Annotated in this window: 21 protein-coding genes; 12 read left to right on the top strand and 9 right to left on the bottom strand. The window is 72.5% G+C overall.

Annotated features, from left to right (window positions below; genetic code table 11):
* The first annotated feature begins 51 nt into the window (after positions 1 to 51).
* The 3 genes from ACFY36_RS02440 to ACFY36_RS02450 all read left to right on the top strand — a co-directional run bounded on the left by ACFY36_RS02440 (position 52) and on the right by ACFY36_RS02450 (position 3,034).
* A complete protein-coding gene (locus ACFY36_RS02440) occupies positions 52 to 1,350 on the top strand; it encodes an outer membrane protein assembly factor BamB family protein (protein ID WP_499744091.1) in 1,299 nt (432 codons plus the stop codon).
* Positions 1,351 to 1,583: 233 nt separating this feature from the next.
* Entirely contained in the window at positions 1,584 to 2,843 is a 1,260-nt protein-coding gene (fmdA, locus tag ACFY36_RS02445; RefSeq protein WP_499744092.1) for a formamidase, read from the top strand.
* Positions 2,844 to 2,908: 65 nt separating this feature from the next.
* A complete protein-coding gene (locus tag ACFY36_RS02450) occupies positions 2,909 to 3,034 on the top strand; it encodes a hypothetical protein (protein WP_498658908.1) in 126 nt (41 codons plus the stop codon).
* 22 nt (positions 3,035 to 3,056) lie between these two features.
* Here the strand turns inward: ACFY36_RS02450 and ACFY36_RS02455 are convergent, their stop codons facing one another.
* On the bottom strand, positions 3,057 to 3,332 hold the full coding sequence (locus ACFY36_RS02455) for a hypothetical protein (RefSeq protein WP_499744093.1): 276 nt from the start codon (positions 3,330 to 3,332) through the stop codon (positions 3,057 to 3,059).
* A 252-nt stretch (positions 3,333 to 3,584) separates the two neighbouring features.
* Between ACFY36_RS02455 and ACFY36_RS02460 the strand changes: the two genes are divergently transcribed.
* Positions 3,585 to 4,301 (top strand): hypothetical protein, encoded by a 717-nt coding sequence (locus tag ACFY36_RS02460; protein WP_499744094.1) that lies wholly within the window; start codon positions 3,585 to 3,587, stop codon positions 4,299 to 4,301.
* Here ACFY36_RS02460 and ACFY36_RS02465 read toward each other — a convergent pair.
* Positions 4,282 to 7,611 carry a CHAT domain-containing protein gene (locus ACFY36_RS02465; protein WP_499744095.1) on the bottom strand — a complete coding sequence of 1,110 codons (3,330 nt, stop codon included), beginning with the start codon at positions 7,609 to 7,611 and terminating at the stop codon, positions 4,282 to 4,284. The two genes, ACFY36_RS02460 and ACFY36_RS02465, sit on opposite strands and share 20 nt — an antisense overlap.
* A 16-nt stretch (positions 7,612 to 7,627) precedes the next feature.
* Positions 7,628 to 10,573: a helix-turn-helix transcriptional regulator gene (locus ACFY36_RS02470; protein WP_499744096.1), complete on the bottom strand. Its 2,946-nt coding sequence runs from the start codon at positions 10,571 to 10,573 to the stop codon at positions 7,628 to 7,630.
* Between the two features lie 163 nt (positions 10,574 to 10,736).
* Here ACFY36_RS02470 and ACFY36_RS02475 point away from each other — a divergent pair, with 163 nt between their 5' ends.
* A complete protein-coding gene (locus tag ACFY36_RS02475) occupies positions 10,737 to 11,000 on the top strand; it encodes a hypothetical protein (protein ID WP_499744097.1) in 264 nt (87 codons plus the stop codon).
* Here the strand turns inward: ACFY36_RS02475 and ACFY36_RS02480 are convergent.
* A complete protein-coding gene (locus ACFY36_RS02480; protein ID WP_499744098.1) occupies positions 10,973 to 14,302 on the bottom strand; it encodes a caspase family protein in 3,330 nt (1,109 codons plus the stop codon). The two genes, ACFY36_RS02475 and ACFY36_RS02480, sit on opposite strands and share 28 nt — an antisense overlap.
* A gap of 284 nt (positions 14,303 to 14,586) precedes the next feature.
* Here ACFY36_RS02480 and ACFY36_RS02485 point away from each other — a divergent pair, with 284 nt between their 5' ends.
* Entirely contained in the window at positions 14,587 to 15,870 is a 1,284-nt protein-coding gene (locus ACFY36_RS02485; protein ID WP_499744099.1) for a LuxR C-terminal-related transcriptional regulator, read from the top strand.
* 6 nt (positions 15,871 to 15,876) lie between these two features.
* Here the strand turns inward: ACFY36_RS02485 and ACFY36_RS02490 are convergent, their stop codons facing one another.
* Positions 15,877 to 16,560 carry a hypothetical protein gene (locus ACFY36_RS02490; RefSeq protein WP_499744100.1) on the bottom strand — a complete coding sequence of 228 codons (684 nt, stop codon included), beginning with the start codon at positions 16,558 to 16,560 and terminating at the stop codon, positions 15,877 to 15,879.
* Positions 16,561 to 16,605: 45 nt separating this feature from the next.
* Complete coding sequence (locus tag ACFY36_RS02495; protein WP_499744101.1) at positions 16,606 to 17,271, bottom strand: hypothetical protein; 666 nt, start codon at positions 17,269 to 17,271, stop codon at positions 16,606 to 16,608.
* Between the two features lie 141 nt (positions 17,272 to 17,412).
* Here ACFY36_RS02495 and ACFY36_RS02500 point away from each other — a divergent pair, with 141 nt between their 5' ends.
* The 3 genes from ACFY36_RS02500 to ACFY36_RS02510 all read left to right on the top strand — a co-directional run bounded on the left by ACFY36_RS02500 (position 17,413) and on the right by ACFY36_RS02510 (position 19,362).
* Positions 17,413 to 17,928, top strand: a complete 516-nt coding sequence (locus ACFY36_RS02500; RefSeq protein ID WP_499744102.1) for a GNAT family N-acetyltransferase — start codon at positions 17,413 to 17,415, stop codon at positions 17,926 to 17,928.
* A gap of 64 nt (positions 17,929 to 17,992) precedes the next feature.
* Entirely contained in the window at positions 17,993 to 18,967 is a 975-nt protein-coding gene (locus ACFY36_RS02505) for an RNA polymerase subunit sigma-70 (protein WP_499744103.1), read from the top strand.
* 5 nt (positions 18,968 to 18,972) lie between these two features.
* Entirely contained in the window at positions 18,973 to 19,362 is a 390-nt protein-coding gene (locus tag ACFY36_RS02510) for a DUF6069 family protein (RefSeq protein ID WP_499744104.1), read from the top strand.
* On the opposite strand, the gene ACFY36_RS02515 is transcribed toward ACFY36_RS02510, so the two are convergent.
* Both ACFY36_RS02515 and ACFY36_RS02520 read right to left on the bottom strand, forming a co-directional pair.
* Positions 19,325 to 19,945 carry a hypothetical protein gene (locus tag ACFY36_RS02515; protein WP_499744105.1) on the bottom strand — a complete coding sequence of 207 codons (621 nt, stop codon included), beginning with the start codon at positions 19,943 to 19,945 and terminating at the stop codon, positions 19,325 to 19,327. The genes ACFY36_RS02510 and ACFY36_RS02515 overlap by 38 nt on opposite strands.
* A complete protein-coding gene (locus ACFY36_RS02520) occupies positions 19,932 to 20,426 on the bottom strand; it encodes an RNA polymerase sigma factor (protein ID WP_499744106.1) in 495 nt (164 codons plus the stop codon). Before ACFY36_RS02520 ends, ACFY36_RS02515 begins: the two co-directional genes overlap by 14 nt.
* Positions 20,427 to 20,512: 86 nt before the next feature.
* Between ACFY36_RS02520 and ACFY36_RS02525 the strand changes: the two genes are divergently transcribed.
* The 3 genes from ACFY36_RS02525 to ACFY36_RS02535 are packed head-to-tail and all read left to right on the top strand — an operon-like array spanning position 20,513 to position 21,848.
* Positions 20,513 to 20,710, top strand: a complete 198-nt coding sequence (locus ACFY36_RS02525) for a hypothetical protein (protein ID WP_499744107.1) — start codon at positions 20,513 to 20,515, stop codon at positions 20,708 to 20,710.
* 21 nt (positions 20,711 to 20,731) lie between these two features.
* On the top strand, positions 20,732 to 21,403 hold the full coding sequence (locus ACFY36_RS02530) for a hypothetical protein (RefSeq protein WP_499744108.1): 672 nt from the start codon (positions 20,732 to 20,734) through the stop codon (positions 21,401 to 21,403).
* 43 nt (positions 21,404 to 21,446) lie between these two features.
* On the top strand, positions 21,447 to 21,848 hold the full coding sequence (locus ACFY36_RS02535) for a hypothetical protein (RefSeq protein WP_499744109.1): 402 nt from the start codon (positions 21,447 to 21,449) through the stop codon (positions 21,846 to 21,848).
* Here the strand turns inward: ACFY36_RS02535 and ACFY36_RS02540 are convergent.
* Entirely contained in the window at positions 21,804 to 22,868 is a 1,065-nt protein-coding gene (locus tag ACFY36_RS02540) for a magnesium and cobalt transport protein CorA (RefSeq protein ID WP_499744110.1), read from the bottom strand. The two genes, ACFY36_RS02535 and ACFY36_RS02540, sit on opposite strands and share 45 nt — an antisense overlap.
* Positions 22,869 to 22,878 lie beyond the last annotated feature (10 nt).

The raw sequence follows: 22,878 nt of genomic DNA on the forward strand, positions 1-22,878 counted from the left end.
GGGTTCCGTCCCCAGCCGATCTTTCTCCGCTGAGCTACATTGCCGGGCAGGATGACTCTGATCGACCTCGGCGACGCCACCGGGGCCGCCCCGCCGGCGGCCGCCCCGGTCGATCTGGGCCGGCTGGGCCGGCTGGCGATGGCCGGGCTCTCCGTGGCCGGTCTGCTGGCGATGTCCGCGTCGGCGCCGCCCGTGCCGTCGCCGGTGCGCACCCTCTGGTCGACGGCGTTCCGGCCCAGTGAGACCCTGGCGGCCGACGGCCCCACGGTCTACGTGCACCGCGACGACGACGGTTCGACGGTGACCGCCTACGACCTGGCCAGCGGCCGCCTCCGATGGTCCGCCCCGGCCGGCGCCGGGCCCGCCGACGGCGGCGTGATCCCGGCCGGTGATGTGCTGCTCATACCGACCTCGTTGTCCCCGGCCGGGCCGGGCCCCGGCGTGATCGTGCTCGACAAGGCGAGTGGCGAGGAGCTCTGGCGGTCGTACGGCGACGCCCAGCCCTCGGTTGCCACCGGCGAGGTGTTGCTCGCCGAGACCGGTCAGAACGGCATCACCACGGCCCTGCGCCTGGTCGGGCTGCGCGACGGGCACGAAGTCTGGAAACAGCCGATCGCGCCGGCCGAGCAGTGGACCACCCTCACCGAGAACGGCCGGCCGTCGTCGATCGTCGCGGTGACCGCCCAGGGTGACGCCACCGTCTACCGCTACGCGGACGGCACGATCCTGCACCGCGACCGGATCCCCTGGAACGGGGTGTACTCGGCCGCCCTCGTCCCGGCCGGCCCCCACCTGATCGTGGTGCGGACCGCCTCGGCCCAGACCGTGGCCACCGTCTACCGCCCGGGCGACCTGCGCCCGCTGTGGCGCACCGGCGAGCTGATCGGTTCGGTCGACGGCTGCGGCCCGCTGATCTGCGCGGCCGGCGTCCGCGGGGTGACCGCCTACGACGCCGCCACCGGCCGGGTGATCTGGCGGCGCGACGACATGAACTACTCCTGGGACGCCGGCCAGGGGCGCCTGCTGCTCTCGGCGGCCGACGTCACCACGACGGTGCTGGCCGACACGGCCACGGGCCGGACGGTGGGCCGGCCGTTCGGTGAGGGGACGTCGTTGCTGAGCGGTGGGTCCGGCTCGATGCTCATGCTGCGCGCGGGCGCGACACCGGACGGCCGGACCGGGGTGGCCCGGCTCGACCTGGCCACCGGGCGGGAAACCGTGCTCGGCGCCGTCGGCCTGCCCACCGCCGAGGACTGCCGGGAGACGCCCGGCTACCTGCTCTGCACCGGCGCGAACACTTTGACGGTCACGGCCGTCGGCTTACCCTCACCAGAGGAGGTAGGCGACTGATGGTCATCTATCAATTCCATTGTGTACGCCATGGCGCGGCCGACGTCGAGGCGCCGCTCGGCGAGGCGCCGGAGACACACCCGTGCCCGGAGTGCGGCGACGACTGCCGGCGGGTCTGGTCGGCGGCTCTTCTCGGGCGGCGCGTCCAGGCGCCGTACAAACGCGAAATTGACCGAATCGAGCGAACAAGGGCGGAACCCACTGTCGTCAACCGGTTGCCGTAGGAGGCTCGCATGCCGGAACTCGTGTTTCCTCTCGACTCGACAAAAAGGTTCACCGATCAGGCGCTGGTCGGGCACAACCGGTGGCATCCCGAAGTGCCCGCCGCCGTCCGGGTCAGGCCGGGCGTCAGCTTCCGGGTCCACTGCCGCGAATGGTTCGACGGCGCCATCCACAACGACGACTCGGCCGACGACATCAGGGACGCCCCATTGTCGACGGTCCATGTGCTGAGCGGCCCGATAGCGGTCGAGGGGGCCGAGCCGGGCGACCTTCTGATGGTCGACATCCTCGACGTGGGCCCGATCCCGCAGGAGGATTCGGGCCCGCTGGCCGGCCAGGGCTGGGGTTACACCGGAATCTTCGCCACGCAGAACGGCGGCGGTTTCCTGACCGAGCAGTTCCCCGACGCGTACAAGGTGATCTGGGATTTCGCCGGCCAGACGGCGACCTCGCGCCACATTCCGCACGTCTCGTTCACCGGCATCGTGCATCCGGGCTTGATGGGTACGGCTCCATCGGCCGGCCTGCTCGAGAAATGGAACCAGCGCGAGGGCGCCCTGATAGCGACCGACCCGAACCGAGTGCCGCCGCTGGCCCTGCCGCCCGAACCGAACGACGCCGTGCTGGGCAGCCTCCCGAGCAGCGAATACGCCCGGGTGGCGGCGGAGGCGGCGCGCACGGCGCCGCCCCGGGAGAACGGCGGCAACCAGGACATCAAGAATTTCTCCAAGGGCACCCGGGTCTTCTATCCGGTCTTCGTCCCCGGCGCGAACCTCTCGGTCGGCGACCTGCATTTCTCCCAGGGCGACGGCGAGATAACGTTCTGCGGCGCCATCGAGATGGGCGGCTTCATCGATCTGAGGGTCGAAGTGCTGAAGAACGGCATGACGACGTACGGCGTCACGGAGAACGCGATTTTCATGCCGGGAAATGTGGAACCGAGGTACAGCGAGTGGCTGGCCTTCTCCGGCACATCGGTCACGCTGGACGGCGAGCAGCGCTACCTGGACTCCCACCTGTCCTACCAGAGGGCGTGCCTGCACGCGATCGACTACCTGACCACGTTCGGCTACACGCCGGAGCAGGCCTACATGATCCTGGGCGCCGCCCCCATCGAAGGCCGCCTCTCCGGCGTGGTGGACATCCCGAACGCGTGCGCCACGGTCTACTTGCCCACAGCGATCTTCGACTTCGACATCCGCCCGTCAGCAAACGGCCCGACCCGCATCAACCCGGGCCCGGGCGTGCCCCGCTCGTCGTTCCAGTCCTAGATCCGGCAGCCCCCAGCAGCGAGCCGCCCTATCGTGGCCGCACATCACGGGGAAGGGGAACCACCATGACCATGCCGTCACTGCTACTGCGAGCGGCCATCGTGGCCGCGGTCATCGCGCTGGTAGCGCTCTACCTCCTGGCCGACCCGGCCGCCGATCCCGCACAGGCCACGAAGATCTACGTCGGCTGACACCACCCGCCGGGAGGTGCCCTCACTTCCCGGCGGGCACCCGCCGTGCTCTGCCGTCGTCGCCGCGCATCTGGGTTCCAGAGTCGATGCCGGTGCAGGCCTTGGCCTGAGTGGGGCTCAGGTTGAACGAGCCGGTCTGCTCGAGGGTGTCACCCGTCGTCGCGTCGGTGACCACGATCGTGGAGTCCACGGCCGGGTCGGCGGTCAGCGTGACGACGTTCATGGCGACGCGCACTTTGTGCCCCGAGGCGAACCGGAAGACGGACGCCTTCGACCGGCCGTCGAGCTGCTGCTTCACCACGATGAAGGGGGAGTTCGCCTTCCGCAGGCTCTCCTTGCGCAGCTGCTTGATCTCGTACAGCCCGGCCCACGCCGCGATGCCGGCCGAACAAATTCACGACGGCCACTATCACACCGCCGACCACTCTCTATCCGCTGAGCAGGGGTGCCCGACCCCGATCAACCGACCCGATCTGCCTGATCCTGACCACGAGGGCGTAGCCGATGAGCGGATGTCCGGACGTCGTGGGGGATGACATGATCAACGACGATGAGCAGTGACGAAGGCTCGATCCTCGATGAGGCGCGTCAGCACCATCGGGAGCAGGTGAACGCTGTGCTTCGTCGCCCCGGCATGTACGGCCGTGAGGAGATGGCGGAGCAGTTGCTGCTGGGGGCGATGGCCGCCGTGGACGGCAGCTCGACGCGATGGAAAGCAGAGTTTGACGGGCTCCGCGAACGCCGTGCCTTCACCGCCACCGGAGTGCAGGGCGCCTACCGCACCGTGCTGCCGGCAGAATCGTTGCGTGACGCCACGGCATCGCTCTATGCCGGCATCGCCCTCCGATGCGGCTGGCTCGACCTGGATCGCGCTTTGCCGGCGGCGGAGTACCAACGGCAGGCTGCCGGCATCGACGAGTGGGTCACCGAGGATCGGACGCTTTCCCAGACCCTCGACGAGTTCGGCTCGCCGTCGCTGTGGATCGGCGGCACCAATCCTTTCTGGCCCAAGACGCTCTGCTACGCGACAGCGAATGCGGACGACGAACTGATCTGTATTCACCTCTGGAACACCTTGGCGGAAACCGGCGCCGATGGACCGCGGGGCATACTTCCGGAACCGGTGGTTCTCGCCGTTCGCCATCGACCGGGCGACTTTCCCCGTTCGTTCTCGTTCACCCCGGACGGGTTGCGTCGCCGGCCCGCCGCTGACCAGCAGAGTCCGCCGGGATCACCTGGGCGGCCGATCACGCTCCGATGTGGATGAACGGGGCCCAGAAGAACGGATGGTCGATGCCCGGCACCTCCGGCTCGTCGACGTCGGGGCCTATGTGGCGTGTCCGGGTCGAGGGTGGGCCGTCGTCGCGGCCGGCCTCCTGCTCCAACGATCGGTAGAGGTCGTTCGCCTCCGGCTCGGTCATCGCCCTTGTCTCGCGCTGCGCCCGAGCCAGCGCCACGGCGGTCGGCGAACCGTTGAGCAAGTGGCGATGCAGGGCGACCATCGTCAAACAGGCGATCCGGTCGTGCACCGGCCACAGCGACACGATCAGCTCCCGTACCCCGGCTCCCAGGAAGGCCCTTGTCAGGCCCACCACGTCGCCCGCTGAGCCCACCCGGCCCCGTCCGCTGTCGCAAGCGCTCAGCACGGCCAGGTCGATCGTTGTGCCCAGGCCCATCAGGTCGGGCACTGTCAGGCTGTCGGGGCCGGCCAAGGCCAGCTCCGCGCTGTACGGCGCGCCCTCGGCCAGCGAGCCGTGTGTGGCCAGGTGCACCATTCGCGCCGTGACCATGCGGTCCAGCACCGCCTTGCCTGTCGCCTCCTCGGCCCGCAGCACCTCCTGGGCCCGCAGGCGGGCTATCGTCACCGCCTCCACCTCGGCGCCGGGCAGCCTCATCAGGTCGCGGTCGGGGGCGTATGCCGGGTTTCCCACGATCAGCGCGCCGGGAGTGCCGAGCGGCGGTGGGGCGGTCGGCAGCAGTGACGATGAGGGCAGGTACGACACGTCGTGGTCGGTGGTCAGCAGGTCGCCGCCGAACGGCAGGACATGCACGGGCAGGACCGAGAGGCCGCCGTACGGCACCACGACCACCCGGCCGTGGTCGGCCAGCTCCGCCGCGAACGGGCCGAGCAGCAGCTCGGACAGTGGCCGCCCGAGTTCTTGGCGGAGGGCCGGGGGAGTGGTGCGGTCCTCGATCGCGCTGTGGAACCGGCGGACCGCCGCCGTCAGCTGTGGGGTCGGTGCCTCCCGCTGGACCACGCGGGCCGTTTGTGCCGTGACCGCCCAGCAGGTCAGCACGTCGTCGAAGGCGTGGCACTCGATCAGCAGCGTGCCCGGCTGGAGACGGGACTGGATCTCGGCCAGCGATGGCGTCTCGGGCAGGACGCGGCGGTGCCGCAGCTCGGGGGCCACGGTGATCATCTGGACTTCGGCCCGGTCGAGTTCCCGTTCGGCCGTCACCATCTCGTTGCGGGTCACCGCCGGCTCGCCCTCCTTGCGGGACCGGGCCAGGCGTTCGACCGTACGCCCGAAGGCCGCCCCCGCGCGCTGCCACTCGCGGACCGCCGACGCCACCTCCTCGCCGGGCGTGCCGGCCGGTTCCAGGAGGTCGAGCAGGGAGGCGCCCCGGCAGCGGCCGGCGAGCCGGAAACTCTCGGCCGTCCGGTCGGCCGCGGCGTGCGCCCGCACCCCGGTGGCGTAGAGGCCCGCCACCGTGTTGTCGTCGGTCGCCATCACCCGCAGGACGTCCCGGGACAGCAACCCCAGGTGATTCTCGAACTGGGCGATGGCGGTGACCGCCAGCTCGGCCGCCTCCTCGGCCCGGCCGACTCCGAGCAGCGCCTCCGCGTGCCGCGCGGCCGGCTCCCACGGCCGTTCGAGCGCCGCCAGGTCCTGGGGCGGGGTCCGCTCGATGATCTGCAGGGCCTGCTCGTAGCGGTGCAGGCGGATCAGGAAGTTGGCCGCGATGTCGGGTGGGAAACCGTCGAGGAAGGGCTCGAGGACGGCCGCGGCCTCGTCCCGGCGGTGCATCGTGCCCAGCACCACGGCCTGGAGCAGCGGGCTGCCGAGTCGTTCGGCCTCGGCCAGCGCGGCCGCGAAGTGGTCGTCGGCGACGGGCAGGTCGCCGCCGAGCCGGGCGATCACGCCCCGGTAGAGCGGCACCAGCACGGCCGCCTCGGCGATGGTGTCGCGCACGGGCGCGAGCACCTCGCCGGCCGGCTCCGGAAGGTCGGCCGGCGTGCGGGTGAGCAGCCACTCCAGCTGGTCGCGGATCTCGGTCATGGCCGCCGGGTCGCCGGCCGCGTTCGCGTCGCGGTTGGCCCGCAACAGGCGCTCGGCCAGCCGGGCCCAGTCGAGCACGCTGAGCTCGCCGGTGGCCGCGGCCCGGGCCTCGGCCACCACCAGCATCGTCCAGACCAGGGCGGCCGGGCGGTAGTTGGCGCCCACGTAGAGCTCGCCGCGCTCCCGGTCGAACGCGGCCGACTCGGCGGCCGCGCCGACGCGCCCGCCGATCGCCTCGGCCACGGCCAGGGCGCGCTGGCCCCGCAGCACGTCCTCGGCGCGCCAGCGGCCGGCCTTGGCGTACGCCAGGCGGCACAGCCCGCGGGCGAACGACGAGCTGCCCACGGTGGTGGCCCAGTCGACGACCCGGCTCGCGACCCGGTCGGCGTCGACCTGGCCGCCGTCGCGGATGGTGGCCAGCGCGTGCTGCACCAGGATCAGCGCGCGCAGCGCGCCGTCACCGGCCGCCTCGGCCAGCTCGCCGGCCGAGTCCAGAAGGGACACGGCCCGGCCCGCGTCGCCCGCGGCCAGGGCGAGCCGGGCCCGGCGGAGCGCGACGGCGGCGGCGCCCCGGCGCGAGCCGGCCGCGGCGTACAGCTGCTCGGCGGCGGCGTAGCGCTCCTCCGCCGCCGCCGGGTCGAGCAGGGGCGCCGGCTGGCCGGCGGTGCGCGGTTCGAGGTCCTCGTCGAGCAGCTCCGGATGCCGGGAAGGGTGGGCCGCCCAGTCGCCCTCGGCCAGCAGGCAGGCGGCCTCGCCGGCCTGGTCGCCCGCGATCTGATAGGCCGTGCGGGCCAGGTCGAGCGGGCCGCCGGTCTGGCCCAGGAGGCTGGCCATGGCGTAGGCGGCCGGGGCGATGGCCTCCGGCTCGCCGGTCTCCTGCACCCGCATGAGCACGTCGTAGGCCTCGGTCACCATCTGCGGGCCGAGGCCGCCGCCGTCCCGGGCGATGCTGCGTCGGCCCGGCAGCTGGGCCGCCACGTGGACGAACAGATAGGCGGCGAGGTCACTGGCCGGCGTGGCCTCGGCCGCCTCGGCCGGCACGACCAGGTGGGAGAAGTCGACGTCGTCGAGGCCGGCCGCGCCGGCGCCGCCCGGGAACCAGTTCAGGTCCTGCACACGGGCCAGATGCCACAACGCGCCGGCCACCGGGCCCGGCTCGGCCGCCTCGAGCAGCGCGAGCGCCCGCTTGGGCTCGCCCGCGCTGATCGCGGCGGCGGCGAGCACGAGCAGGTCGCCCGAGGCCTCGAAGGGTGCCAGGTCACGCCAGTCCTCGCGCAGAACCAGTCGCAGCAGCATCGCGGCCTCCTAGAGTTCAGTCCTCGCGGGGGATGAGCCCGGCGCGATAGGCCATCGCGGCGGCCTCGCCCCGGCTGGTCACGCCGAGTTTGGTCAGGATGTTGGACACGTGCACGCTCGCCGTCTTCTCGGCGATGAACAGCTGCCGGGCGATCCGCCGGTTGCTCGAGCCCTTGCCGAGCTCTTGCAGCACCTGGAGCTCGCGCCGGGTGAGACGGAACGGGATCGGCTCGGGCTCGGCGTCGTGCGCGACCTCCTCGGCCGGCTCGATCCGGGCCCGCCGGGCCAGGGCGTCGAGCTCACCGAGCAGGCAGGCGGCGCCGAGCGCCGACGCGATGCGGTGCCCGGCGCGCAGCGCTCCGGTGGCCGCCGCGCGGTCGGGGGCGGCGGTGGCGAGCAGCGCGTCGGCCCGGCGCCAGTGGCCGTAGGCGGCGGGGTAGGGGCGGTCGAGCGCTTCCCAGCCCTCGGCGACGCGGGCCCACTCGGCGGGGTCGTCGGCGCCCTCGGACCGCAGCCGCTCGGCCTGGCAGCCCAGGGCCAGCAGCGGCACGTCGGGCAGCAGCGGTCCGTCGCCGCCGTCCGGCGCGAGTTTCGCCGCCCGCACGGCCAGGTCGCCGGCCGCCTCCCGCACCTCCGAGGCGTCCCGGCCGAGCGCGGCCAGCCGTTGCGCCTCGTCCGCCTCGGCCCGCAACCCCAGGCCGTACAGCCGCAATTGCTGAAGTTGATCCTCCGAGTCCCGGACCGCGCGCAGGCCGTCGGCGACCGCCCGCCGGGCCCCGCGGTGGTCGCGCCGCCAGATCGCGATCTCGGCCAGGCAGGTGTGGATGTCGGTGCTGTACTCCGATTCGTCGAGGCGACGGGCCGAGCCGATCAGATGCTCGGCGCGGTCGAAGCGGCCCCGGGCGATCTCCAGGCCGGCCAGCAGCAGCCGCAGGTAGAGCGTCGAGCGCGTCGGCAGGTCGTGGTCGAGGGCCTCGACGGCCGTCCGCTCGGCCTCGTCCCACCGGCCCAGCTCGGCCTGCAACGTGGCCGCGTTGGAGACCAGCACCCCGCCGGCCGTCCACTCCAGACCGAGGCGGCGGACGTGGGTTATGCCGTGCCGGGCGACCTCGAGGGCGTCGGCCCGGCGGCCGACGTTGGCCAGCACGAAGGTCAGGTTCACGTACGCCCGGTGCAGGTCGTCGAGGTGCCCGCCGGCCCGCGCGATCTCGACCGCCCGCCGGATGGCCGCCACCCCGCCGTCCGGGTCGCCGGTCATGGTCAACCCGATGCCCATCGGGTTGAGGGCCTGGCCCTCCTCGGCCTCGGCCCCGACCGAGCGGGCCATCGCGACGGCCTCGGCCCCCAGGCGCCCGCCCAGCGCGTACCGCCCGTTGCGCAGGTGGGTGGTGGCCAGGTCGGCGTGGACGCGGGCCCGCAACGGGGTGGGCGGGCCGTCGGCGAGCAGCGCGTCGGCCTCGGCGTACGCCCGCAGCGTGCCCTCGCTGTCGCCGGTCTCCCAGCGGTAGCGGCCCAGCCGCTCGAGCAGGGCGGCCCGGCCGGCCCGGTCGTCGCCGGGAAGCTCGCCGAGCGCGGCTTCGGCCCGGGACAGAGCTCGGGCCAGATCGCCCGCCCAGCGGGCCGCGTCCGCGGCCCGGCGCAGCACCTCGGCGTGCGCCGCCCCGCCGACCGCCTCGGCGTCGCCGACCTCGTCCCACAGCTGGAGTGCGCGCTCGTAGAGCCGGTCGCTCTCGGCGAAGGCGCAGGCGGTGGCCGCCTCGGCCGCGGCCCGCAGCGCGGTGGTGAAGGCCTGCTCGCGGTCGCCGGCCTGGAACCAGTGGTGGGCCAGCTCGCCGGCCGCCGCGTGCTCGCGGCTCAGCGCGGTGGCGATCGCCGCGTGCAGGCGCATCCGCTCACCGGCCAGCAGATCGCCGTAGACGGCCTCGCGGACGAGGGCGTGCCGGAACGCGTACGAGTACGGCTGCGGGCCCTCGGTCAGCAGCTGCCGCGTGGTGCACTCGCGCAGCGCGGTCAGCAGCGAGCGCTCGGGCAGATCGCAGGCGGTGGCCAGCAGCCGGTGGCCGACGTAGCGCCCGGCGGCCGCGGCCGCCCGCAGCACCTCCTGCGCCTCGGCGCTCAGCGGCTCGACACGGGTCAGCACCATGTCGCTGAGCGAGGACGGCAGCCGGTCGCCGGGCTCGGTGGCGGCGGCGCCGGAAACCACCATTTCCTCCAGGAAGAAGGCGTTTCCCTCGGCCAGGGAAATGGTGCGTTCCAGCTGTACGGAAGTCAGGGATCCGACACTTCGGCCGGCCACGAATTGCACCGACTCGTCGTGATCGAATGGCTGGAGGCGTACATGATCGACGCGTCGGGACCGCTCGAATTCCACGATCAACGGTCGCAGGGGATGGCGCGGTTCGAGATCATTGCTGCGATAGGTGATCAATAGCAGGAGACGCTCGTCGGTGAGCATGCGGACCAGGAAGGCGAGCAGGTCGAGGGTCGAGCGGTCGGCCCAGTGCAGGTCTTCGCAGATGAGCACCACCGGGCGCTCCTCACCCAGCCGGCGCAGCAGGCCGAGGACCCCCTCGAACATGTGGACCCGCGCGTCGGCGCCGCCGGCGGCGCCCTGCTCCGGCTCGCCCAGGAACGGCGCCATCCGCGCCAGCGACGGCCAGGCCGGGCCGGCCAGCCGGCGTACCTCCTGCTCCCCGACGTCGCGGACCAGGGATCGCAGGGCCTCGACCACCGGGACGTACGGCAGATCGCCCGAGGAGAGATCGACGCAGGCGCCGGTCATGACCCGGGCGCCGGAACCCTCGGCGTCATCGGCGAAAGCACGCAGCAGCGCCGTCTTGCCGACACCGGCCTCGCCGCCCAGCAGCACCGTGGAGGGACGGCCGGCGGCCGCGGCGGACAGGGCGGCGTCGAGCCGGGCCCGCTCGCTCCGACGGCCCACGAGATCGTCACGTGAGGTCATCGGACCTCCCATTAACAGCGCCTTTGCCGGAGGCGAGCATATCGCCTTCCGGTGATCTAAGGCGTTCGTGGCCGCGCACTCGGGAATTCTCCCGATGTGGCGAACGGCGTCGTTCTGCGAATGTGTTCTACGGTCCCTCGAAATCGATCAGGAGGAAGATCTCATGGCCGTGATCCGCGTCAACGGGTGCGACGAGCCGGTACGGGTCGCCGTCGACCCCGACGATCTGGTCGACCGGCTCAACAGCGCCGCCGAGCTCGGCACCACGTACATCGTCCTGCCCGTCATCATCAAGGAGGATCAGGTGATCGGGCAGTACGTCATCAGGCCCCAGGCCGTCTCGACCATCCTCATCATCGAGGACGGCCGGAGCGTCCACATGGACAGTCCTGAGCCGGTTCAGGGCGGGGGCGACATCCCGGGATAGGTCAGGTGGTCGCAGTCCGCCCGCAGCGCCACCGGCGCCGGTGATCTCCCGCCGGGCAGCCGGGTGGCGCTGTCCTCGCTGACCAGCAGGTCGTTGGGGGCGCGCAGGAACGCGAGGGCGGCGATGTCGCTGATCCCGGGCAGGCCCAGGCGGTCGAGCAGCCGGCCGACGGCGGTGCTGCCGTCGTCCTGCTTGTCCAGCGCGGTGGCCGGTGTGGACGAGACGCCGGCCACCGCCCGGTAGGGGAGGCCCGGGTCGGGGCTCGCGGCCAGCTCCCGCAGCAGCTCCGAGTCGGGCCGCAGCTGGTGGCCCGCCTTCGGATCGCCCCGGCGGGCCAGCGCCAGCAGGGCCGGCAGAGCCCCGGGCGGCCAGGCCGTCGTGGTGAGCCGGTTGAGGCCGAGCGCCAGGGCGACCGTGGCCCATTCCGGCAGGCGGGGCCAGGAGACGCCGGCGTTCGGGGTGCCGAGCAGGGTCAGGCTGGTCACCACCCGGGCGCCACCGGCCCGCTCGATGAACCAGCGGGCGATCAGGCCACCGACCGAGTGGGCGACCACGTGCAGCGTGCGGCCGTGGCCCGGTTCGAGCCCGGCGTCGGCCAGCGCGGCGGCCAGGGCGGTGGCGCAGGCCTGCACCTCGACGTCGGGGCACGCGTGGTCGAAGGTCAGCAGCAGTTCGCCCGCGCCGTCGGCGGGCAGGTCGCGGGAGTCGCCGGTCAGCCCGGGCACGAAGAGGCGGATCGACGGGGCCGCGGCGGCCAGCGTGCGAATTCGGGCGGGATCCCGCTCGTACGTCACCACGCCGTCCGGCCCGCGCGCGGCCACCGCGAGCCCGCCCAGCGGCGCGGCGGTTCCGGGGTGGGGCGCGCTCAACCGCCGGAAGTAGACCCGGATGACGCCGTCCGGCCCCGCTTCGGGCAGCCGGACGAGCCGTACCTCGACCCCCGCGTCCACCGGCCGGGCGTCGCCCAGAGGCAGGAACAGGCCGATCGGCAGCAGCTCCTCGCCCTCGGCCAGTGGAACGCCGGCGCGCAGCACGAGCGGGGCGTCCGGGGTGACGGCCCGATGGTCGAAGCCCGCCGGAACGGCCAGCTCCAGGACGCTCGGTCCGGCCATGCCGCTGTCCGTGACCAGGAACTCGACCACATGGGCGCCGGGGCTGTCGCGCAGCAGCGGCGGCAACGCCGGGCCGCGTACGCCGCGCGCGGCCACGTCCTCGGTCGTGAGCCGGGCGGCCACCCCGGTCAGGGCGTCGTGCCCGGACAGGACCACCGCCGGCGCCAGCTCGGCCTCGTCGCCGGCCGGTGGCACCGGCACCGCCTCGCGCGGGCGTACCACCGTCACCTTGATCTCGCCGGCCGCCCAGTCGGCGATCGGCTCCCGCGCCTCCGGCTCGAAATGGCGCAGCTGCACCCGGCGCAGGAGCCGGTCGAGCGTGCTCAGCGGCGGGTCGAGCGCCCGGTTGATAACCGCCCGCTCCAGCTGGGCCAGATCGGACTGGTCGAGGACCGTCATGTCGGCGTCGCCGGTGCTCACCACCAGCTTCACGATGTGGTCGAGGGTCACCACACCGAGCCGGGCGAACTCGTCCGGCACACTCACCCGCAGGGGCAGGTCGTCGTTGGCCCACGCGCGTTCGCCCGGCGCCAGCCGGACCCGTCCGGACGGATAAAGACCCGAGACGATGGAGTACGTCTCCGGCATGACCAGCACGCTGCAGTAGAGCGCCCGGTCGCCGGTGTTCTCCACCGAGATCTTGATGCGCGGCGGCCGCCACGCGCCGTCCCGGAACTGGTAGGCCAGCCGCAGCTCCCCGTCGACCGGCAGCTCCGGCGGATCGCCGCCGAGCGCCGCGATCTCGTCGCTCCAGTCGTGGATCCGGAGCCGGATGTTGTTCGCGGCCAGGGCGCTGCGGTTGCCCAGATCGGCCACCCGGCGCCAGCGTGAGATGTGCTCCAGCGACTCCACCGCCGTGCCGGCGCCGGTGAGGCGGGGCGCGACCGGCTGTCCTTCGGGCAGGCGTCGGATCTCGTAGCCGTCGCCGGTGGCGGTGAGCCCGTACTCGGCCTCGTCGCCCACCGCCTCCCGCACGAACAGCGACGGGCCCAGGACGTCCCGCGCGGCCTGCAGCGCCGCGGCGTCACCGTCGAGGACCACCGGCATCCGGACCAGCGGCGACGTCGTCACCACGGCCGTCCACACCTTGCCGCGGTCGGGCTGACCGGCGGCGGCCAGTTTCAGATCGACCGCGCTGAGGCCGGGCTGAACCCGGCGCACGACCGCTCGTCCGCTGGCCGCGGCGAGGTCCCGCATCTCGTCGTCCGGCGTGCCGGGCGGGAAGAGGGCGAACGTGGTGGTCTCGGCGCCGTCCGGGGCCGGGATGCCGTGCACCGCGCCCGCGTCCACCACCCAGCCGAAGTCGTCGTTCCAGGTGACCGCGAAATGCGGCGTGCGGCGACCGGCCCCGCCCAGGAAGACCCGGTCGAAGTCGGCCACCCGGACCGCCTCCAGCTGCGGGTTCTGATAGCGCACCCGGGTGCGGACCAGGGCGGCCGTACGGGTGAAGACCTCCCGGTACGTCAGATCCCGCGCCGCCTCGGACAGCGTCTTGGCCAGGTAGTAGGAGAAGACGCCGCACTTGCGGGCGTTGACCCAGATCTCCTTGGCCTCCTCGTCGGACCGGCAGGCCGCGAGCAGCAGGTGGCGTCCCGGGGTCCAGCCCGAGTGGTCGCCGGCGGCCGCGCCGAGCTTGACGATCTCGTCGGCGCCGACGATGAACTGGTCGAGCGGGCGGGGCCGCTCGTCGACCGGCGCCCGGCGCACGCCGGGGCCGGGCTCCCGGGTCCCGTTGGCCGAGTGGCAGGCGTCGAGGACGACCACGACCGAGGCCCCGGTCTGCGCGACCTCGTGGATGAGCTTGGCCAGCTCCTTGTCGGCGAGATCGCGTACCCCCGGGGTCCGGCTGTCGTGACAGACCAGGGTCTCGATCAGCATGTCCTGCTCGATCCGGGCGAACTCGGGCGGGGCCACGCCCTGCGAGCCGTGTCCGGAGAAGGCGAACAACGCGATGTCGTCCGGCCCGGCCTGCCCGAGGTGGGCGCGGAAGGCGGCGATGACCTCGGCCCGGGTCGCCTCGGCGTCGCGCAGCGTCCGCAGGACCAGCTCGATCCCGCCCGGCGGCGCCCCGCTCGACTGGAGGACAGCGGCCAGGCGGTCGACGTCGTTCACACAGCCGCCGAGCGTGGGCGCGTCGTTGGACAGGTAGTGGTCGATGCCGACCAGCAGAGCGAACAGCTTTCCGGCCATCTCGTCCTCCTCGGGCTCATCCTGACCCGCGCCGCGCCGGGCTGGAAACACCGTCACCCGGCCGGGCCGAGCCCCGCGCCCGGGAAATCCCCAGGTGGAGGGCCTAAGGCCGCCGGTACGGCGATATACGGCAACTGCCTGATGTGGCAAACCGGTGGGTGCCGGAGCGTCGTTGTCAGTCCTTGCCCGGGCGGCCTGCGAACCCACGCCCGCCCGGGCATCGGAGACTTCGACGGAGGCTCAGGATGCCGACTTCAGGGGGCGGGCACCCGCCCGATCGACTGATGAGCGCGCTGGAGAACATCGCGGCCACGGCCCGGGACGGCGCCGGCCATCAGGCGGCGGCCCGCGCCCTGGAACTGGCGGCCGACCTCACGGCCGACGACGGGCTGCGGGCGCGGTGGCTGCGCCGGGCCGCCGTCGACGCCCACCTCTCCGGCGACGAGCCATCAGCCCGCAAATTGCTCACCGCCGCCGACCGCATCGAGCCGGGTGCCGACCGCACCGAGCCGGGTGCCGACGGCATCGAGCCGGGTGCCGACGGCATCGAGCCGGGTGCCGACGCTGGCGGGCCGCACGCTGATGGCGACGTCGGGCCGTGCGACGGTGGCGCCGATCCGCGCGTGCCCACGGCTTACGCGTACGCGATGGCCGGTCGCACCGGGATCGCCCGGGTCGCGATTCAGAGCCTGCTCGGCGAACTCCGTGCGCGGGGCTCGGTGCGGCACCTTCCGGCGGCGCTGGCCGTCGCCGCCTTCGTGGAACTGCAGGAAGGCCGTCTCGAGGCCACGCTTCGGCTCGGCGGCGAGGCGCTGCTCCTCTCCGGGCTGGCCGGGGACGCCCTGGCGGGCCGGCGGGCCCGGCAGGTCGTGGCGACGGTGCGTGCGATCCGAGGCGAAGCTCTGCCGCACATCTCGGATTTATCGGATATAGGGGCGGGCCGGTGCTCGGCCATCGTGGCTCGTCATCGACGGGACTGGTCCGCGTGGAGCGCCGACCTGCTGGAAGCCCACGTTCGTACGGGCTGGCGGCCCTCCGGCGAACAGACCGCCGAGCTGATCGGCCGGGCCCGTGCCGCCACCGACCCCCTGCCGGCCGCGGTGGCGGCCCGGAGCGTGGCCCTGGTCGCGGCCGAGGACGGCTACGCCGCGTGGTTCGAGACCGCGCTGCGCCACCACGCCGCGATCCGGTGCCCGTTCGAGCTCGGCCGCACCCGCCTGGCGTACGGCGAACGCCTCCGCCGTTCCGGACTGCGGGTCCGCGCCCGGGCCCAGCTCCGGGCCGCCGCCGGCCTCTTCGACGGCCTCGCCGCCGCTCCGTGGTCGGCCCGGGCCCGGGCCGAGCTTTCGGCCACCGCCGCCGAACCCGGCCGCGACGCCGGCCACGGCCTCACCCCGCAGGAGTCGCATGTGGCCCGGGCGGTCGCCACCGGCCAGACCAACCGCGAGGTGGCGGCCGCCCTGTTCCTCAGCAGCAAGACGGTCGAGTTCCACCTCGGGAACATCTACCGCAAGCTCGGGGTGCGCAACCGGACCCAGCTCGCCCAGCGTTACCGCCGGGCGAGCTGAGGGTTCTCAGTAGCTGTAGACGGCGCAGTGGTTGAAGCCGTACGGCAGGAACCAGCAGTGCCACGCCCGCAGGAAGGTCGCCTCGTCGACCACGGCCGACCCGGCCGCGGCGGCCATGTGCACCCGGCCGTCCGCGATCCGGTAGACCACCGGCCAGTGCGCGGTCCACCAGGAGCCGCCGAGGGCGCCCACGTCGACCAGCACCGGCACGGGCAGGCGCTGCGAGACGTACGCCTTGAGCGTGGCCCACTGGTCCTGCCAGCCGGCCGAGGCGAAACCGGAGTAGCCGACCGACGCGGTCAGCCCGTAGCTCTGCAACGCGTCCCGGATGCGGCCGCCGCTGCTGCCCAGGCCGAACACCACGTCCGGCCCGAAACCGCCGGCGATCACCGCGTCGATGGCCTGCCCGTCGTCCCAGTGACCGTTGGCCCCGCGGGGGAGTTGGTAGGGGTCGCGGCCGTGATAGTCGGCGATCGTCGCGATCGCGGCCTGGCCGCACGTGTTCCAGTCGACCCCCGAGCGGTAGTTCCGATAGGCGAACAGGGTGGTCAGCTGGTCGGCCCGGGCGGCGGCGCCGTCACCGGGCGGCGGGATCGCCCCGATGGCGGCCTGGGCCGGGGCCAGATCGGCGGTCCACTGCCGGAAATCGGCCTCGAAGGGATCGACGGCGGTGGTCTGAACATCGGTCATGATGGTGCCCTTTCCGGTGGTGTGACAACGAACCGCGACGAGGTGTCACCGCGGCAGAACACGGTCCATGGCGCCGGGGCAGAAGGTGAAGGCCGCTTCCATGGCGATGGTGACGAAGAAATTGGCCTTGGCCGCGCGCACCCGCTTCGCGATCCAGCCGGAGAGGCCGTCGTTGAGAACGCCGCAGATGGCGCTGAAGGTGGCTTGCATGGCGCTTGAGCGCTCGGGCGGGGCGGCCACCGGCCGTACGGCCGAAGAAGGGGAATTGCCGGTCGTGAAAGCGACGAACTGGCCGCTGGTCCAGTCGAGTTCGGCCGGGTCGTAACGGCAGGTGCGCTGGATCAGGCTCAGCGTCTGGTTGAGCGCGGGGAGGGCCCGCAGATCGGCGCCGGGAATGGTGGCGAACATGCGCCCGACCGAATGGCTGACGCCGACGTGACACCAGTCGTCGAGGAACTGCTCGATCGCCGAGGGGGTGACGCCCCAGACCGGATTGACGGCGTCGAGCTGGTGGGCCACCGATTTGATGCAGCAGGCCAGGCTGGGCAGGTCGGATTCGAGCTCGCTGAATTGCGCCGTGCTCAGCACCGAGGTGTCGGCCGAGCCGCCGCGCTGCGCGTCCGCCACAAAGGCATTGACCCAGTTGGTGTCGGCCGGCTCGCTACCCGAAGTCGCCGAAGAGGAGAACGGGGAACAGCCGGCCAGGCCCACCGTGAGGGCGAGAACGAGAAGGAATATTCGAAGGGATCGCACCGGGGCCGCCTTTCGTCCGAATCGACTGCCAGCATGCGGGCGGCCCTTTCGGCGCAGCGACGGGAGAATCCCTAGGTGTTCCCGGCGAGGATGGACGACATGAAGATCGAGATGTTGGGCCCGGACCCCGGCGCCGCGACTGCTGAGCGGCTCGCGTGGATCGTCAACGAGGCGTACGCCGAAGGGGAGAAAGGGCTCTGGCGCGAGGGCGCCCTGCGGACCTCGGCGGCGGAGATGGCCGGGCTCGCCGGGAAGCTCGCGGTGGCGCGGCGGGGAGATCAAATTCTGGGTTCCGTACGGGTTCAGCTGCTCACGCCCGGCGTCGGCCAACTCGGGATGCTGGCGGCGGATCCCGGTGAGCGCGGCAACGGCGTCGGGCGGAAGCTGGTGCGGTTCGCCGAGGAGTGGGCGCGGGCGGCGGGAGCCTCGGTGATGCGGCTGGAGCTGCTCGTGCCGCTCGACGGGGAACATCCGGTCAAGGAGTTCCTGCGCGGGTGGTACACCCGGATCGGCTACCGGCAGGTCGGCACCGAGTCGCTGGCCGACGACCATCCCGAGCTGTCGCCGCTGCTGGCCGTGCCCTGCCATCTGCTGGTCTTCCACAAGCAGCTGTGATGAGTTCCCGAGCCCGTGGCCGTCATACCTACGACTGGACGTGATGAGGCGGAAGGATGACGTGATGAGTACGCAGACGCGGCTGGACGATCTGAGCGAGCCGGCCTTCACCGGGCTGGCCGAGCGGCACCGGCGGGAGCTGCACGTGCACTGCTACCGGATGCTCGGCTCGTACGAGGACGCCGAGGACACCGTGCAGGAGACGTTCCTGCGGGCCTGGCGGCGGCGGGCGACCTTCGAGGGCCGGTCGACGTTCCGGGCCTGGCTCTACCGGATCGCCACCAACGCCTGCCTCGACCTGCTGGCCAAGGTCCGCCCCGCGCCGGCCAGCGGCGGCGAGGTGCTGTGGTTGCAGCCCTATCCGGACCGGCTGCTCGACGAGCTGCCCGCCGCCGCCGCGGACGCGCCCGAGGCGCTGGCCGTGGCGCGGGAGACGATCGAGCTGGCGTACCTGATCGCCGTCCAGCATCTGGCGCCGCGCCCGCGGGCCGTTCTGATCCTGCGCGACGTTCTCGGCTGGCCGGCCAAGGACGTCGCCGACCTTCTAGGCGACTCGGTGAACTCGGTGAACAGCGCGCTGCAACGGGCCCGGGCCGGCATGCGGGAGCATCTGCCGGCCGAACGGCAGGACTGGACCGGCGGCGAGGACAACCCCGAGACGCTTGATCTCGTACGTCGATACACCGAGGCCAGCGTGACCGCCAACATCCCGGTGCTCGCCTCGATGGTGCGCGACGACATCCGCAGCGCGATGCCACCCACGCCGGGCCTGTACGTCGGCCGCGACACGGTGGTGAAGTACTGGATCGAGAGCGGCTACGAGGGGATGACGGGCCTGCGCGCCGTGCCCACCTCGGCCAACCGGCAGCCGGCGATCGCCTACTACCACTGGCGCGAGGCGGAGGGCGTGTACCGGCCGCTGACGATGGACATCCTGCGCGTCACCGGCGGGGCCATCACCGAGATCTACACGTTCCACGCCGACCGGTTCCCCCGGTTCGGGCTCCCCGAGAGCCTGCCCGCCGACGGAACGGAGTGACGACGATGGTGTACGTCGCCACACTGGCCGCGATGCTGGCCACCACACTCGCCGCGGCGCTGGCCCGCGCGGCCGGGGTCGACTTCGAGGTGCCGGACGGCGGCGAGACGATCCCGCTGGCCGGCATCGCCGTCGTGACCGGCGTGTTCTCGCTCGTGGGGGTCGCCATCGCGTGGGCCCTGCGCCGGTGGAGCGCCCGCCCCGCCGAGCGTTTCCTGTGGACGGCCGGGCTGCTGACGGCGATCTCGCTGATCCCGCCGTTCCTGGTGGGCGCGAACGCCGCCACGGTCGCCACCCTGGCCGGTCTCCATCTGGTGGCGGCGGCGGTGATGATTCCGGCCTTGACCGTACGCCTGGTCAGGAGAACCCCAGCGCGGCCAGTACCGGCGGGCTGAGCTCGACCGGGTTGTCGGCGGTGGGAACGAGCCGGCCCGGCCCGACGGTGTAGTAGCCCTGGGTCGTGTTGACGAGATTCCACGAGCCGGCGTCGCGGGCCTGGAGCAGCAGAACGTACTCGCCGCCGTCGCGGATGCCGTCGGCCTGCTCCGGCCCGGCCGCCGAGAAGACGATCCGGATCGACGAGCCCGTCCTGACGGGGCCCGCGGCCACCGCGCTCACCGCGACGGTGGCCACGGTCTCGCCGTCGGTATCCCGGGTCGCGGTGACGGTGGCGCGGACGATGGCTTCGGCGCTCTCCTCGAGCTCGGCCGTGGTGGCGTAGAAGGGCTGATCCGCTGTGGACGACTCCTGGCGTGTGGCCGCTTCCCGGAGGACCACCACGCCCACCGCGCCGGCGGCCACGACGGCGATCACCGCAGCCGTTGCCCAGACCAGGGCCCGGGGCCGGCGCGCCGGCCCCGGCGCCGGGGTCCGGGCGCCCAGCAGCTCGGCCAGGCGGGCCTCGGCCCGCGCGTCGTCCCCGGGGCGGGCGCCGGGCACCGGGTTGGCCTCCCGCATCAGCCGCCTAACGTCGCGCATGACCGACCTCCGCTCCGTAGGACCTCTTGAACGCCTGCCGGGCCCGATGCAGGCGCACCCAGACGGCCGATGGGGACAGTCCGGTGAGCGCGGCGATCTCGCCCGCGCTCAGGTCGTCCCAGTACCGGTGGACCAGGACGTCACGATGGGTTTCCGGCAGCCGTTCGAGCACGTCGGCGACCAGATCGGCGGTCCGCTCGTCACCCCGCGGACCGTCGGCCGCCACCTTGCGATAGGCGGAGTCGCCCCGCCGTACCCACCGATGGTGATTGCTCAGCACATGCCGCGCCGTCACGAAAAGCCAGGCCGGCGAGAGCACCGCGCCGCCAGTGGTCTTGTCCCAGGCGATACGGAAGACCTCAGCGGTCAGATCCTCCGCCTCGGCGTCATCGCCGACCCGGCGCGCGACGAACCGAAGCACCCGCCCATGGCTGGCCCGGTACAGCTCGGTGAACCTCTGCTCAGGTGGCGCGTAGCCCATCCGTCCCTCCTCGACCGTTTCATGTCGGCCGGAGCCCCGATCCTTACCGCCCTGGCAAACTTTCGACCGCCGGGCACACTACGGACATGGACATCCTTTTCGCGATCGCGGCGGCCGCGACGATCGCCGTAATCGTCGTGGCTCTGGTGATCGGCGTGCGCCGGGGCTTCGACGACGGCTATCGCCGGGGCATCGGCCCCACCCGCCGCCGCGGCCGCGGAGGCAAATGGCTGGGCGACTCGCACCGATCCTCCGACGAGGGCAGCGTGACCGGCGGCGACTGACTGAAATACATAATCGCGGCCATGGAATCTCTGACGTGGGACGGCATCACGCGCGCCGAGTCGCTGGGCGAGGGGGCAGCGCGGCGGCGCCATGATCTGGCGGACCGGGCGCGTGCCTATGACTGGCCGGGTGTCTTCGCCCTATTGGCGGAATTCTCCGCGGAGGCATTGGTGAACACGTGGCGGCCGGGTGGCCGGTCCTGGTTCGCTCCGCTGCACCAGGCCGCGCACGGTGGCGCGCCGGTGGAGGTGGCCGAGCGGCTGGCCGGTCTCGGCGGGTGGCGACTGCTGCGAACCGCGGACGGTGAGGTGGCGGCCGACATCGCCCGGCGTCGTGGCCACGGCCATCTGGCGAGTGCGCTGGAGCCTCGTCCCGTGTTCGACATCGGCGGCGACGAGCTCACCGCGATCCAGAACGGATTCCACGAGGTGATCCGCGGCCGGGCGGCGGATCTGGTGGACCGTGAGGGGTTGCGGCTGCCGGAGATCGGTGTGCTGCTGGAGTCGGTTCCGGGTACGACGTGCTGGTTCTCGGTGCCGGGCATGACCGGCGGTTTCGCGTACCACCTCGAACAGCGCGACGGCGCCTGGGCGCTGGTGACGGAGAGCTGGAGCCGGGTGGTAGGCGGCTCGGGTCAGCGCCACGAGGTAACCGCCGGCGGCTCCCGCCTGGTCGACGAGGGATTCGTGTAGCCGCGCGGCGCCGGTCGAGCGGCAGCGGCGCACAATGTCAGCCGTGGACGATCTCACGGACTTCCTGTGGCAGATGGAGATCCTCGTGAGGGAGGAGGCGCCCCTCTACGAGATCCCGCGAGGCTCGATTGACGACCCGGCCGGATCAGCACGGCAACACGGTCCTTGGCCCGCGTCGGCGTGCGCGGCCGTCCTTGAGCTCTGGTACCGGACCGGGTGGATCGGCCTCTACTTCCGGGATCCGCCTTCCGGCTGGAACGTCGTCCCGGCGGAGTGGCGAAGCCGCCTGTCCGACGATGAGGACCTGGCCGCCCAGGATGCGTGTGCCCTTCTCGAACAGCCGGATCGCTGGATCCTCGAACACGTCATCGAGACGGCTCGAACGGGACTGGGCCTCCCGCTACAGCCAACCGGCTCGGCGGAGCAGGCGGTAGAGAAGGCTTGAGCTGAGCAGCATGATCAGCATCAAGGTGGGGTAGCCGTAGCGCCACTGGAGCTCGGGCATGTGGGTGAAGTTCATGCCGTAGACGCCGGCTATCGCTGTCGGCAGTGCGGCTATGGCGGCCCACGAGGCGATTTTGCGCATGTCGTTGTTCTGGTCGACCGTCAGCTGGGTCAGGCGGGCCTGCAGCAAGGCGTTGAGCACGTCGTCGAAGGCCATCACCTGCTCCACGGCCGCCGTGTGGTGGTCGGACACGTCGCTGAAGTAGCGGCGGATCTCCTTCGGCAGGTCGGTGAACTGTTTGCCGGCCAGGGCCGCCAACGGCCGCTGCAACGGGAGTACTGCCGACTTGAACTTCATCAGCTGGCGTTTGAGCTGGTAGATCTGCTCGACCGTGACGGGAGTGCGCGCGTCGAACACCGCCGCCTCGGTCAGGTCGATGTCGGTCTGCACCGCCGCCGCGATGTCGACGTAGCCGTCGACCAGCCGGTCCAGGATGGCGTGCACGACCGCCCACGGGCCGCCCTCGGCCAGCGCTCGCGGGTCGGCGCTCAGGTCGGCCCGCAGCGAGCTGAGCTCCATGACCCGGCCCTGCCGGACCGTGATGACGAAGTGCGGACCCACGAACAGCCGTACGAAGCCCGTGCTGACGATCTCGCTGGTGGCCGTGATCCGTTCGTGTTCCACGTATTGAGCGGCCCGGACGACGAGGAACAGCACATCCTCGTACCGCTCGATCTTGACCCTCTGCTCCCGGTGCAGGATGTCCTCGACCGCCAGGGGGTGGAGCCCGAACACCTCGGCCACCCGGGTGAGCGCGGCCTCGGTCGGCTCGTGCAGGCCGAGCCAGACGAACGCGCCGTCCCGCTCCCGTGCCCTCTCGTAGAGTTGCGCCAGGTCGGCCGCCGAGCCCGGGTTTTCGACGGCCACACCGTCGACGAACAGGCTGCAACCGACGATCGCCGTGTGGTCGGCCCGTCCTCGGGCCGCCGGTCGCGGCGGTTGCCAATGCCGGGCCTCCACGACGCCGAGC

The sequence above is a fragment of the Actinoplanes sp. NPDC000266 genome (assembly GCF_042899005.1).
In the GTDB taxonomy this organism is placed as follows: domain Bacteria; phylum Actinomycetota; class Actinomycetes; order Mycobacteriales; family Micromonosporaceae; genus Actinoplanes.

Bases quoted from the DNA above. Each gene is read 5' to 3' on its own strand.
- ACFY36_RS02505 (WP_499744103.1), top strand. From the start codon at position 17,993: ATGAGTACGCAGACGCGGCTGGACGATCTGAGCGAGCCGGCCTTCACC.
- ACFY36_RS02500 (WP_499744102.1), top strand. From the start codon at position 17,413: ATGAAGATCGAGATGTTGGGCCCGGACCCCGGCGCCGCGACTGCTGAG.
- ACFY36_RS02530 (WP_499744108.1), top strand. From the start codon at position 20,732: ATGGAATCTCTGACGTGGGACGGCATCACGCGCGCCGAGTCGCTGGGC.
- ACFY36_RS02465 (WP_499744095.1), bottom strand. From the start codon at position 7,611: ATGCTGCTGCGACTGGTTCTGCGCGAGGACTGGCGTGACCTGGCACCC.
- ACFY36_RS02480 (WP_499744098.1), bottom strand. From the start codon at position 14,302: ATGGCCGGAAAGCTGTTCGCTCTGCTGGTCGGCATCGACCACTACCTG.
- ACFY36_RS02510 (WP_499744104.1), top strand. From the start codon at position 18,973: ATGGTGTACGTCGCCACACTGGCCGCGATGCTGGCCACCACACTCGCC.
- ACFY36_RS02485 (WP_499744099.1), top strand. From the start codon at position 14,587: ATGAGCGCGCTGGAGAACATCGCGGCCACGGCCCGGGACGGCGCCGGC.
- ACFY36_RS02520 (WP_499744106.1), bottom strand. From the start codon at position 20,426: ATGGGCTACGCGCCACCTGAGCAGAGGTTCACCGAGCTGTACCGGGCC.
- ACFY36_RS02525 (WP_499744107.1), top strand. From the start codon at position 20,513: ATGGACATCCTTTTCGCGATCGCGGCGGCCGCGACGATCGCCGTAATC.
- ACFY36_RS02515 (WP_499744105.1), bottom strand. From the start codon at position 19,945: ATGCGCGACGTTAGGCGGCTGATGCGGGAGGCCAACCCGGTGCCCGGC.
- ACFY36_RS02440 (WP_499744091.1), top strand. From the start codon at position 52: ATGACTCTGATCGACCTCGGCGACGCCACCGGGGCCGCCCCGCCGGCG.
- ACFY36_RS02450 (WP_498658908.1), top strand. From the start codon at position 2,909: ATGACCATGCCGTCACTGCTACTGCGAGCGGCCATCGTGGCCGCGGTC.
- ACFY36_RS02470 (WP_499744096.1), bottom strand. From the start codon at position 10,573: ATGACCTCACGTGACGATCTCGTGGGCCGTCGGAGCGAGCGGGCCCGG.
- ACFY36_RS02460 (WP_499744094.1), top strand. From the start codon at position 3,585: ATGAGCAGTGACGAAGGCTCGATCCTCGATGAGGCGCGTCAGCACCAT.
- ACFY36_RS02490 (WP_499744100.1), bottom strand. From the start codon at position 16,560: ATGACCGATGTTCAGACCACCGCCGTCGATCCCTTCGAGGCCGATTTC.
- fmdA (WP_499744092.1), top strand. From the start codon at position 1,584: ATGCCGGAACTCGTGTTTCCTCTCGACTCGACAAAAAGGTTCACCGAT.
- ACFY36_RS02475 (WP_499744097.1), top strand. From the start codon at position 10,737: ATGGCCGTGATCCGCGTCAACGGGTGCGACGAGCCGGTACGGGTCGCC.